Source organism: Streptomyces sp. GL_148 (assembly GCF_057834205.1).
The window spans coordinates 3,539,847-3,551,312 of sequence record NZ_CM174396.1 but is presented as its reverse complement, the minus strand read 5'-3'; the positions used below and the strand labels follow the sequence as shown (position 1 = coordinate 3,551,312).

The following is an 11,466-nucleotide window of genomic DNA, read 5'->3' as shown; positions in this document are numbered from 1 at the left end:
GCGCACTCACTTCTTGCGGTGGCCCACCAGTCGCGGCTTCGCTTCCAGGTTCTCCAGTCCGTGCCAGGACAGGTTCACCAGGTGCGCCGCCACCTCGGCCTTCTTCGGCTGGCGCGTCTCCAGCCACCACTGCCCGGTCAGCGCGACCATCCCGACCAGCGCCTGCGCGTACAGCGGGGCCAGCTTCGGGTCGAAGCCGCGGGCCTTGAACTCCAAACCGAGGATGTCCTCGACCTGCGTGGCGATATCGCTGATCAGCGAGGCGAAGGTGCCCGTCGACTGGGCCACGGGGGAGTCACGGACCAGGATCCGGAAACCGTCCGTGTAGTTCTCGATGTAGTCCAGGAGCGCGAACGCCGCCTGCTCCAGCAGCTCCCGCGGGTGCCCGGCCGTCAGCGCGCCCGTCACCCCGTCCAGCAGCTGGCGCATCTCACGGTCCACGACGACCGCGTAGAGGCCCTCCTTGCCGCCGAAGTGCTCGTAGACCACCGGCTTGGAGACTCCGGCCTTCGCCGCGATCTCCTCCACCGACGTGCCCTCGAACCCCTTCTCGGCGAACAGGGTGCGGCCGATGTCCAGCAGTTGCTGACGCCGTTCGGCGCCCGTCATCCGGACCCGGCGGCTGCGCCTGGGCTTCTCGCTGCTGGAACTGCTGCCGTCGTTTCCCACACCCCCCATCATGCCGCGTTCGACACTTCTTCCTTGCGCCGGGCGTCGATGCGGGCCTCGGACGGCCAGCGGACGTCGGACGCCCAGCCCAGCTGTTCGAACCAGCGGATCAGCCGCGCACTGGAGTCGACCTGGCCGCGCAGCACACCGTGCCGGGCCGAGGTCGGGTCGGCGTGGTGCAGGTTGTGCCAGGACTCGCCGCAGGACAGCACCGCCAGCCACCACACGTTGCCGGAGCGGTCGCGCGACTTGAAGGGGCGCTTGCCCACCGCGTGGCAGATCGAGTTGATCGACCACGTCACGTGGTGCAGCAGCGCGACCCGGACCAGGGAGCCCCAGAAGAACGCCGTGAAGGCACCCCACCACGACATCGTCACCAGACCGCCCACCAGCGGCGGCAGCGCCAGCGAGAACATCGTCCAGAAGACGAAGTCGCGCGAGATCCGGCGGATCGCCGGGTCCTTGATCAGGTCCGGGGCGTACTTCTGCTGGTCGGTCTGCTCCTCGTCGAAGAGCCAGCCGATGTGCGCCCACCACAGGCCCTTCATCAGGGCCGGGACCGTCTCGCCGAAGCGCCACGGCGAATGCGGGTCGCCCTCGTGGTCGGAGTACTTGTGGTGCTTGCGGTGGTCGGCCACCCAGCGCACCAGGGGTCCTTCGACCGCCATCGAGCCCATGATCGCCAGGACGATGCGCAGCGGCCGCTTCGCCTTGAAGGAACCGTGCGTGAAGTAGCGGTGGAAGCCGATGGTGATGCCGTGGCAGGCCAGGAAGTACATGAACACCATCAGGCCCACGTCCAGCCAGCTCACCCCCCAGCCCCAGGCGAGCGGAACGGCCACCAGCAGTGCGAGGAAGGGCACGGTGATGAACAGCAGCAGCGCGATCTGCTCGACGGACCGCTTGCTCTCACCGCCGAGGGTCGCGGACGGCACGGACGCGCCGGAAGACGCCGAGGCGTCCTCGATCACGTCGGGACTGATGGTCATAGGTGTGTCCCCTGAGGGTGAGGGAGTCGGCAGGCGCGCCGCCCGGCCACACATCCCTACGGGTGCGTAACCTACGGCAACGTAAGTATGGCAAAGGTCCCCCGCGGGGCAAGAGGAGCGCGCCCGCGGCAGGGTCCATCGGCCCGAGCCGCACGGCCGTCGTCCCGCCTGGTGACACACGGGCCTGGTCACCGGTACAGGCCGCCTATCCTGGTGTCGTCGGACAGCGCGGTCCGCACGGGCAGCCCGGGCTGCGCATCAGGAGCGGTGGCACCGCCGGACCCAGGTCCGGGAGGGCACCACCGCGCGCAACCGGAGCCCACCTCCCAGTAGCGCTCGAAACACTGCAAGGAGCCGCACCTGTGAGCAGTGCCGACCAGGCCCACTCGACCACCGCCACGGCGATGTCCCCCGCCGGCGCCGCCAACGCCGAGCTGCGCGCGGACATCCGCCGCCTCGGCGACCTCCTCGGCGAGACCCTCGTACGTCAGGAGGGCCAGGACCTCCTCGACCTGGTCGAACGCGTCCGAGCCCTCACCCGCACCGACGGCATCGCGGCCGCCGAGCTGCTCGGCGACACCGACCTGGAGACCGCCGCCAAGCTGGTGCGTGCCTTCTCCACCTACTTCCACCTCGCCAACGTCACCGAGCAGGTGCACCGCGGCAAGGAGCTGCGCGCCCACCGCGCCGCCGAGGGGGGCCTGCTGGCCCGCACGGCCGACATGCTCAAGGACGCGGACCCCGAGCACCTGCGCGAGACGGTCAAGAACCTCAACGTCCGCCCCGTCTTCACCGCGCACCCCACCGAGGCGGCCCGCCGCAGCGTCCTGAACAAGCTGCGCCGCATCGCGGCCCTCCTGGAGGAGCCCGTCGCGGGCGCCGGCGAGCGCCGCCGCCACGACCTGCGCCTCGCGGAGAACATCGACCTCGTCTGGCAGACCGACGAGCTGCGCGTGGTCCGCCCGGAGCCCGCCGACGAGGCGCGCAACGCCGTCTACTACCTCGACGAGCTGCACGCCGGCGCCGTCGGCGACGTCCTGGAGGACCTCGCCGCCGAGCTCCAGCGCGTCGGCATCGAGATCCCGGCCGGCACCCGCCCGCTCACCTTCGGCACCTGGATCGGCGGCGACCGCGACGGCAACCCCAACGTCACCCCCGAGGTGACCCGGGACGTGCTGATCCTCCAGCACGAGCACGGCATCACCGACGCCCTGGAACTCATCGACTTCCTGCGCGGACTGCTGTCGAACTCCATCCGCTACACCGGCGCCACCGAGGAACTCCTCACCTCCCTCCAGGCCGACCTGGAGCGCCTCCCGGAGATCAGCCCGCGCTACAAGCGGCTGAACGCCGAGGAGCCGTACCGCCTCAAGGCCACCTGCGTACGGCAGAAGCTCCTCAACACCCGCGAGCGCCTCGCCAAGGGCATCCCGCACGAGGAAGGCCGCGACTACCTCGGCACCGCCGAGCTGCTCACCGACCTCACCCTCATCCAGACCTCCCTGCGCGAGCACCGCGGCGCGCTCTTCGCCGACGGCCGCATGGACCGCACCATCCGCACGCTGGCCGCCTTCGGCCTCCAGCTCGCCACGATGGACGTACGCGAGCACGCGGACGCCCACCACCACGCGCTGGGCCAGCTCTTCGACCGGCTCGGCGAGGAGTCCTGGCGCTACGCGGACATGCCCCGCGACTACCGCGGCCGGCTCCTGGCCAAGGAGCTGCGCTCGCGCCGCCCGCTGGCGCCCACCCCGGCCCCGCTCGACGCGGCCGGCCTGAAGACCCTCGGTGTGTTCGGCGCCATCAAGGACGCCTTCGAGAAGTTCGGCCCCGAGGTCATCGAGTCCTACATCATCTCGATGTGCCAGGGCGCCGACGACGTCTTCGCCGCCGCCGTCCTCGCCCGCGAGGCCGGTCTCATCGACCTGCACGGGGGCTGGGCCAAGATCGGCATCGTCCCGCTCCTGGAGACCACGGACGAGCTCAAGGCCGCCGACGTCATCCTCGACGAGATGCTCGCCGACCCCTCCTACCGGCGCCTCGTCTCGCTGCGCGGCGACGTCCAGGAGGTCATGCTCGGCTACTCCGACTCCTCCAAGTTCGGCGGCATCACCACCTCCCAGTGGGAGATCCACCGCGCCCAGCGCCGGCTGCGCGACGTGGCCCACCGCTACGGCGTGCGCCTGCGCCTCTTCCACGGCCGCGGCGGCACCGTCGGCCGCGGCGGCGGCCCCTCGCACGACGCGATCCTCGCGCAGCCCTGGGGCACCCTGGAGGGCGAGATCAAGGTCACCGAGCAGGGCGAGGTCATCTCCGACAAGTACCTCGTCCCCTCGCTGGCCCGCGAGAACCTGGAGCTGACCGTTGCGGCCACCCTCCAGGCCTCCGCCCTGCACACCGCCCCGCGCCAGTCCGACGAGGACCTGGCCCGCTGGGACGCGGCCATGGACACCGTCTCGGACGCCGCGCATGACGCGTACCGCGAGCTCGTCGAGGACCCGGACCTGCCGGCGTACTTCTTCGCCGCCACCCCCGTGGACCAGCTCGCCGACCTGCACCTGGGCTCGCGCCCCTCGCGCCGCCCCGACTCCGGCGCCGGCCTCGACGGCCTGCGCGCCATCCCGTGGGTGTTCGGCTGGACCCAGTCCCGCCAGATCGTCCCCGGCTGGTACGGGGTCGGCTCGGGCCTGAAGGCCCTGCGCGAGGCCGGCCAGGGCGACGCGCTGGCCGAGATGGGCGAGCGCTGGCACTTCTTCCGCAACTTCCTGTCCAACGTCGAGATGACGCTGGCCAAGACGGACCTGCGGATCGCCCGCCACTACGTCGACACCCTGGTGCCCGACGAGCTCAAGCACGTCTTCGCCCGCATCGAGGCGGAGCACGAGCTCACCGTCCGCGAGGTCCTGCGGATCACCGGCGGCGAGAAGCTCCTCGACTCCAACCCGGTCCTGCAGCAGACCTTCTCGGTCCGCGACGCCTACCTGGACCCGATCTCCTACCTCCAGGTCTCCCTGCTGGCCCGCCAGCGGGCGGCCGCCGAGCGCGGCGAGGAAGCGGACCCGATCCTGTCGCGGGCCCTGCTCCTCACCGTCAACGGCGTCGCGGCCGGCCTGCGCAACACCGGCTGACCCACCCGGACGACGAGGAAGCCCCCGCACCGACGACGGCGCGGGGGCTTCCTCATGCGCGCTCCTACTGGGCGGCGCGACGGCGACGCATCACCAGGAAGCCACCCGCGGCGATCAGCGAGGCGGCCAGCACCGAGAGCAGCGCCACCGGCATGCTCGAACCGGTCGTGGCCAGGCCACCACCGCTCGTACCCCCCGACACCGGAGCCGAGGAGCTCACGGACGGGCTCGGCGTACCCGAACCCGACGGCGAGGCGCTGCCGCTCGGGCTCGCCGACACCGACGAGCTCGCGGAGGCCGACGCGGACGCCGAAGCCGACGCGGACGCCGAGGCGCTGGTCGACGGGGAGGCCGACGTGGACGGGGAGGCCGACGTGGTCACCGACGCCGACGGACTCGGGCTCGTCACCGGCTTGGCGGGGCAGACGTGGGACAGGTTGAACCAGTCCTGCTTGCCGCCCTCGACCACGGCCTCGGCCGCCTTCAGCGTGGCGCCGGGCGCGGAGCCGACGTAAGCGTGGTTGTCGTTCGGAACATCGAAGACCGAGATGGTCTGCGTCCCGCCGGGCTCGAAGGTGACCTTCAGCTCCACGAACCTGGCTTCAGCGGGGTTCCCGGGGAAGATGAAGTGCCAGCCGTCCTGCGTCGCGGGGATGCCGGTGCACGACTTCTCGACGTCGACGCCCGCGTTCGCGACCGTGAGCGGCAGAGTCTGGTGGATCGGGACGGTGCGGGTGTCGCCCGCGGCGAAGGCCGGACCGGCACCGGCGAGGAGAACGAGAGAAACCGCCGTGGGAACCACGGCAGCGGCCCAACGGGATCTGGAAACGAGCATGGTGATACCTCTGACGCTGATGAGGGGACGATGCCGTGGGGGTGGCGGCTCAGCATGCTGACGCCCGGCCGTCAAGGTCAAGAGGTACTCCGTAGTATTCGTACGGACTTGAGAACTGACGCTCCGTTTGTCCTGTATAGCGATCCCCGCGCGCAAGCGCCCCAGAGCGGATCCGCTACGGGGATCGCCGTACGCGCCGTCAGGAGTTGTACGTCGACTGGGCGCGCTCCAGACCGTCCGCGATCAGGCACTCCACCGCGTCGGCCGCCCGGTCCACGAACCAGTCCAGCTCCTTGCGCTCCGTGGAGGAGAAGTCCTTCAGCACGAAGTCGGCGACCTGCATCCGGCCGGGCGGGCGGCCGATGCCGCAGCGCACCCGGTGGTAGTCGGGGCCCATCGACTTGGTCATCGACTTCAGGCCGTTGTGGCCGTTGTCCCCGCCGCCCAGCTTCAGCCGCAGCGTCGGGTAGTCGATGTCCAGCTCGTCGTGGACCGCGATGATCCGGTCCAGCGGCACCTTGTAGAAGTCCCGCAGCGCCGTCACCGGGCCGCCGGACAGGTTCATGAACGACATGGGCTTGGCCAGCACCACGCGCCGGTTCGCCGGTCCGGGCGGTCCCATGCGGCCCTCGACCACCTGCGCGCGGGCCTTGTGCGCCTTGAACTTGCCGCGCATCCGCTCCGCCAGCAGGTCGGCCACCATGAAACCGATGTTGTGGCGGTTGCCCGCGTACTCCGCACCCGGGTTCCCGAGACCCACGATCAGCCAGGGCGCCGCGTCGTCCGACATCAAAAGCTCCTTATACGAAGACGACCGCCGTCCCGCTCCAGTGGAGCCGGACGGCGGTCGTTCAGCAAGTGCTGAGGGGGAGGGGCGAGGCTCAGGCCTCGGCGCCCTCGGCGGCCGGCTCCTCCGCCGACGCGCCGATGACCTGCAGGACGGCGATGTCGCCGTCGACGGCCAGGGTGGTGCCCGCCGGGAGGACCAGGTCCTTGGCGGTGATGGTGGCACCGGCCTCCAGGCCCGCGATCGAGACGGTGACCTCGGTCGGGATGTGCGTGGCCTCGGCCTCGACGGAGATGGTGTTCTGGAGGGTCTCCAGCATGTTGCCGCCCGGGGCCAGCTCGCCCTCGGTGACGATCGCGACGTCGACGGTGACCTTCTCGCCCTTCTTGACGATCAGGAAGTCGACGTGGGAGATCGAACGCTTCAGCGGGTGCTTCTGAACGGCCTTCGGGATGACCAGCTCGGTGCCGGCGCCCTCGATGTCCAGGGAGAGCAGGACGTTCGGGGTACGCAGCGCGAGCTGGAGCGCGTGGGCGTCCACGTTGACGTGCTTCGGGTCGGTGCCGTGGCCGTAGATGACCGCGGGGGTCAGGGCGTCACGACGGGCCTGGCGGGCAGAGCCCTTGCCGAAGTTTTCGCGGACCTTCGCGGCAAGCTTGATCTCGGACATGCTCACTCCTCGTGGGGTGACGGAAATGGACGACAGTCACCCGGCCGGAACACGGCCTGCTACGAAGAGCGCGTCGATAACGGAGCATCCATACCCGTGAAAACAGGTACGGCCTCCCTCGCCGAGCAACTCAAGGAGTGTACCCGGCGGGGAGGCCGTACCCAAAAATGATCTAACTCCAGGGAGTCAGCGCAGTGCGGACGTGCTTACTGCTGCTCTTCGAACAGGCTGGTGACCGAGCCGTCCTCGAAGACCTCGCGCACGGCGCGGGCGATCATCGGGGCGATGGAGAGCACCGTGATCTTGTCGAGCTCCAGGTCGGACGGGTCCGGCAGGGTGTTCGTGAACACGAACTCGCTGACCTTGGAGTTCTTCAGACGGTCGGCTGCCGGGCCCGACAGGATGCCGTGCGTGGCCGTCACGATGACGTCCTCCGCGCCGTGCGCGAAGAGCGCGTCGGCGGCGGCGCAGATGGTGCCACCCGTGTCGATCATGTCGTCGACCAGGACGCAGACGCGGCCCTTGACCTCACCGACGACCTCGTGGACGGTCACCTGGTTGGCGACGTCCTTGTCGCGGCGCTTGTGCACGATCGCCAGGGGGGCGTCCAGGCGGTCGCACCAGCGGTCGGCGACGCGTACGCGGCCGGCGTCCGGGGAGACGATCGTCAGCTTGGAGCGGTCGACCTTGGCGCCGACGTAGTCCGCGAGGACCGACAGGGCCGAAAGGTGGTCGACCGGGCCGTCGAAGAAGCCCTGGATCTGGTCGGTGTGCAGATCGACCGTGAGGATGCGGTCCGCACCCGCGGTCTTCAGCAGGTCCGCGACCAGGCGGGCCGAGATCGGCTCGCGGCCCTTGTGCTTCTTGTCCTGGCGGGCGTACCCGTAGGACGGGACGATCACGGTGATGGAGCGTGCCGACGCGCGCTTGAGCGCGTCGATCATGATCAGCTGCTCCATGATCCACTTGTTGATCGGAGCCGTGTGGCTCTGGATCAGGAAGCAGTCCGCGCCACGCGCCGACTCCTGGAATCGGACGTAGATCTCGCCGTTCGCGAAGTCGAAAGCCTTGGTCGGCACGAGGCCGACACCGAGCTGGTGCGCGACCTCCTCGGCCAGCTCGGGGTGGGCGCGGCCGGAGAAGAGCATCAGCTTCTTCTCGCCGGTCGTCTTGATCCCGGTCACAGCACTGTCTCCTCAGACGTGGGAAAGCTGCTCGCCCCCATGTGCGTCCGTCCCGCACACGGTGAGCCAGCCGAATTGCGTTCACCTATCACGGTACGCGCTCTCGGGCGTAGCCGTTTCCGGTCAGTTCACCTCAGCGTTCGTCGGAGTCCTCGTGGACCGCCGACTGAGCCGCCGTTGCGGCTGCGCTTCCCGGACGCTTGCGGGCCACCCAGCCCTCGATATTCCGCTGCTGGCCACGGGCCACGGCCAGGGCGCCGGGCGGCACGTCCTTCGTGATCACGGAGCCGGCGGCCGTGTAGGCGCCGTCCCCGATGGTGACGGGAGCCACAAACATGTTGTCCGAACCCGTCTTGCAGTGTGAGCCGACGGTCGTGTGGTGCTTGTGCTCACCGTCGTAGTTCACGAACACGCTGGCCGCGCCGATGTTCGTGTACTCGCCGATCGTCGCGTCGCCGACGTAGGACAGGTGCGGGACCTTGGTGCCCTCGCCGATCGTGGCGTTCTTCATCTCCACGTACGTGCCGGCCTTGGCCTTCGCGCCCAGGTTCGTGCCCGGACGCAGGTAGGCGAAGGGGCCCACACTGGCCGAGGCGCCGACGACGGCGGTGTCCGCCACCGTGTTGTCCACGCGGGCGCCGACGCCGACGTGCGTGTCCTTCAGGCGGGTGTTGGGGCCGACCTCGGCCTGCTCGGCGATGTGCGTGGTGCCGAGCAGCTGGGTGCCGGGATGCACGATCGCGTCCTGGCCGAAAGTCACCGTCACGTCGACGAGGGTGCTCGCCGGGTCGACGATGGTCACGCCGGCGAGCATGGCGCGCTCCAGCAGACGGGCGTTCAGCAGTGCGCGGGCCTCGGCGAGCTGGACCCGGTTGTTGATCCCGAGGATCTGCCGGTGGTCCGCGCCCACGGCGGCGCCGACGCGGTGGCCGGCCTCGCGCAGGATGCCGAGCACGTCGGTGAGGTACTCCTCGCCCTGGCTGTTGTCGGTGCGGACCTTGCCGAGGGCGTCCGTGAGGAGGGCGCCGTCGAAGGCGAAGACCCCGGAGTTGATCTCGCGGATGGCGCGCTGGGCGTCGGTGGCGTCCTTGTGCTCGACGATGGCGGTGACCGCCCCGTCGGCGCCGCGGATGATCCGGCCGTACCCGGTGGAGTCGGGGACCTCGGCGGTCAGCACGGTGACGGCGTTGCCGTCGGCCTCGTGCGTGGCCGTCAGCGCGGCCAGGGTCTCGCCGGTCAGCAGCGGGGTGTCGCCGCAGACGACGACCACGGTGCCGGCCGGGCGGTCGCCGCCCAGCTCTTCGAGGGCCATCCGGACGGCGTGCCCGGTGCCGTTCTGCTCGTACTGGACTGCCGTGCGGACGTCGGCGTCGATCGCGGCGAGGTGCGCGGTGACCTGCTCGCGGGCGTGCCCGACGACGACGACGAGGTGGGTGGGGTCCAGCTCGCGGGAGGCGGCGACGACGTGACCGACGAGCGAGCGCCCGCTGATCTCGTGCAGAACCTTGGGTGTGGCCGACTTCATGCGGGTGCCTTCACCCGCTGCGAGTACGACGACGGCTGCCGGGCGGTTGGCGCTCACGGGTGTGCCCTTCGGCTTCGGGTGGTGGACCCGTGAAGGATACCGGTGGGTTTCAGGCCCTAAACGAGGGTGGGTCCCGACTGTGAAAGTCAGGACCCGGACCGTGGAGCTCCCCTGTCAGGACTCGAACCCGAACATAAGGCACCAAAAGCCTCAGTGCTGCCAATTACACCACAGGGGATTAACCGGCTAAACCAGACATTACGCCCTGGCGGTTGAGCCGACGGCACCTACTATGCCGCACCAGGTGCCCTGAATGCGACGGTACAAATCCGAGCCCTTCAGCGGGATTTCCGGTCGCCTCCCGACCGGGGCCGCTGCGTAGGCTGGACCGTATGACCAGTACGGGGGAAGAGCAGGGAGAGGCGGGGGCCGGGCGGGACGGGCCCCTGTGGTGGGAGCGGCGCAGGTCGGCCGTGTGGGACGTGGGGCTCGGCGCGCTGTCCGCCGCCGAGTGCGGGGTGCTGGGCGTCGGGTTCGCCCACGAGGCCGGGATCCCGGTCTTCGCCGGGGTGCTGTTCGGGGTGCTGGTCGGGTCGGTACTCGTGCTGCGGCAGCGCTGGCCCATCCTCGTGGTGCTGGTCGGCATCGCGGTGTCGCCGGCGGCCATGGGCTTCCTGCTCGGCGTGGTCGGGCTCTACACGCTGGCCGCCTCCGAGGTGCCCCGGCGGATCACCGCGACCCTGGCGTCGATGTCGCTGGCCGCGACCTTCGTGGTGATGTACATGAGGACCCGGGCGCAGGACCCCGAGGTCACCCTCACCCTCGCCATCACCCTGTCCGTGTTCGTGGCGGTGGCGCTGACCGTGCCGCCGGTGCTGTTCGGGCTGTACACGGCGGCCCGCAGACGGCTGATGGAGAGCCTGCAGGAGCGGGCGGACTCGCTGGAGCGGGAGCTGTCGCTGCTCGCGGACCGCGCGGAGGAACGGGCCGAGTGGGCCCGTACGGAGGAGCGGACCCGGATCGCGCGGGAGATGCACGACGTCGTGGCGCACCGGGTGTCGCTCATGGTGGTGCACGCGGCGGCGCTCCAGGCGATCGCCGCCAAGGACCCGGTGAAGGCGGCGAAGAACGCCGCGCTGGTCGGGGACATGGGACGCCAGGCGCTGACGGAGCTGCGCGAGATGCTCGGGGTGCTGCGGGCGCAGTCCCCGAAGCCGGCGGCCGTGGCCGCGCCGGCGGCGCTGGTGGGGAGCTTCGACGACGGGCCGACGCTGGGCGAGCTGGAGGCGCTGGTCGGACAGTCGCGGGCGGCCGGGATGGCCGTGGAGCTGGATGTGCGCGGCGAGTACTCCGCGTACGTGGCGGAGGTGGAGCAGACCGCCTACCGGGTGGTGCAGGAGGCCCTGACCAACTGCCACAAGCACGCCGCGGGCGCACGGGTCGTCGTACGGCTGGCGCACCGGGAGGGGGAGGTGGCCATGCAGGTGGAGAACGGCCCCTGCGACGGCAAGGCGGCCGAGCCGGGGCTGCCGAGCGGCGGCAACGGCCTGGTCGGGATGCGCGAGCGGGTGCTCCGGCTGGGCGGGGTGTTCGTGTCCGGCCCGACGGACGGGGGCGGCTTCAAGGTGTCGGCGGTCCTGCCCGGCGAGCGCGGGTAGGGCCGCTGCCCGCAGGGCGGG

9 protein-coding genes and 1 tRNA gene are annotated in these 11,466 nt (G+C 70.5%); 2 read left to right on the top strand and 8 right to left on the bottom strand.

Annotated features, from left to right (window positions below; genetic code table 11):
- Nucleotides 1–6 precede the first annotated feature (6 nt).
- Entirely contained in the window at nt 7–678 is a 672-nt protein-coding gene (locus tag AC3IYI_RS16045) for a TetR/AcrR family transcriptional regulator (RefSeq protein ID WP_250737780.1), read from the bottom strand.
- Nucleotides 678–1,658, bottom strand: coding sequence for an acyl-CoA desaturase (locus tag AC3IYI_RS16040; RefSeq protein WP_489410810.1), 981 nt, complete (start codon nt 1,656–1,658; stop codon nt 678–680). Before AC3IYI_RS16040 ends, AC3IYI_RS16045 begins: the two co-directional genes overlap by 1 nt.
- 404 nt (nt 1,659–2,062) lie before the next feature.
- Between AC3IYI_RS16040 and ppc the strand changes: the two genes are divergently transcribed.
- A complete protein-coding gene (gene ppc, locus AC3IYI_RS16035) occupies nt 2,063–4,786 on the top strand; it encodes a phosphoenolpyruvate carboxylase (protein WP_489411553.1) in 2,724 nt (907 codons plus the stop codon).
- A 64-nt stretch (nt 4,787–4,850) separates the two neighbouring features.
- Here ppc and AC3IYI_RS16030 read toward each other — a convergent pair whose 3' ends face one another.
- The 6 genes from AC3IYI_RS16030 to AC3IYI_RS16005 all read right to left on the bottom strand — a co-directional run bounded on the left by AC3IYI_RS16030 (nt 4,851) and on the right by AC3IYI_RS16005 (nt 10,025).
- Nucleotides 4,851–5,621: a hypothetical protein gene (locus tag AC3IYI_RS16030; protein WP_489410809.1), complete on the bottom strand. Its 771-nt coding sequence runs from the start codon at nt 5,619–5,621 to the stop codon at nt 4,851–4,853.
- 199 nt (nt 5,622–5,820) lie between these two features.
- Nucleotides 5,821–6,411 (bottom strand): aminoacyl-tRNA hydrolase, encoded by a 591-nt coding sequence (gene pth, locus AC3IYI_RS16025; protein ID WP_489410808.1) that lies wholly within the window; start codon nt 6,409–6,411, stop codon nt 5,821–5,823.
- Nucleotides 6,412–6,502: 91 nt separating this feature from the next.
- Nucleotides 6,503–7,078: a 50S ribosomal protein L25/general stress protein Ctc gene (locus AC3IYI_RS16020; protein ID WP_489410807.1), complete on the bottom strand. Its 576-nt coding sequence runs from the start codon at nt 7,076–7,078 to the stop codon at nt 6,503–6,505.
- A 206-nt stretch (nt 7,079–7,284) separates the two neighbouring features.
- Nucleotides 7,285–8,262: a ribose-phosphate diphosphokinase gene (locus AC3IYI_RS16015; protein WP_112451977.1), complete on the bottom strand. Its 978-nt coding sequence runs from the start codon at nt 8,260–8,262 to the stop codon at nt 7,285–7,287.
- A 133-nt stretch (nt 8,263–8,395) separates the two neighbouring features.
- Nucleotides 8,396–9,844 carry a bifunctional UDP-N-acetylglucosamine diphosphorylase/glucosamine-1-phosphate N-acetyltransferase GlmU gene (gene glmU, locus AC3IYI_RS16010; RefSeq protein ID WP_489410806.1) on the bottom strand — a complete coding sequence of 483 codons (1,449 nt, stop codon included), beginning with the start codon at nt 9,842–9,844 and terminating at the stop codon, nt 8,396–8,398.
- A 109-nt stretch (nt 9,845–9,953) separates the two neighbouring features.
- A tRNA-Gln gene (locus AC3IYI_RS16005) sits at nt 9,954–10,025 on the bottom strand.
- A gap of 154 nt (nt 10,026–10,179) precedes the next feature.
- Here AC3IYI_RS16005 and AC3IYI_RS16000 point away from each other — a divergent pair.
- The gene (locus tag AC3IYI_RS16000; protein WP_489410805.1) at nt 10,180–11,445 is read left to right on the top strand and encodes a sensor histidine kinase; all 1,266 of its coding nucleotides are present in this window, start codon (nt 10,180–10,182) and stop codon (nt 11,443–11,445) included.
- Nucleotides 11,446–11,466 lie beyond the last annotated feature (21 nt).

Excerpts from the sequence above, each read along its gene's own strand:
- ppc (WP_489411553.1), top strand. The coding sequence starts at position 2,063 with ATGTCCCCCGCCGGCGCCGCCAACGCCGAGCTGCGCGCGGACATCCGC.
- pth (WP_489410808.1), bottom strand. The coding sequence starts at position 6,411 with ATGTCGGACGACGCGGCGCCCTGGCTGATCGTGGGTCTCGGGAACCCG.
- AC3IYI_RS16020 (WP_489410807.1), bottom strand. The coding sequence starts at position 7,078 with ATGTCCGAGATCAAGCTTGCCGCGAAGGTCCGCGAAAACTTCGGCAAG.
- AC3IYI_RS16040 (WP_489410810.1), bottom strand. The coding sequence starts at position 1,658 with ATGACCATCAGTCCCGACGTGATCGAGGACGCCTCGGCGTCTTCCGGC.
- AC3IYI_RS16045 (WP_250737780.1), bottom strand. The coding sequence starts at position 678 with ATGGGGGGTGTGGGAAACGACGGCAGCAGTTCCAGCAGCGAGAAGCCC.
- AC3IYI_RS16030 (WP_489410809.1), bottom strand. The coding sequence starts at position 5,621 with ATGCTCGTTTCCAGATCCCGTTGGGCCGCTGCCGTGGTTCCCACGGCG.
- AC3IYI_RS16000 (WP_489410805.1), top strand. The coding sequence starts at position 10,180 with ATGACCAGTACGGGGGAAGAGCAGGGAGAGGCGGGGGCCGGGCGGGAC.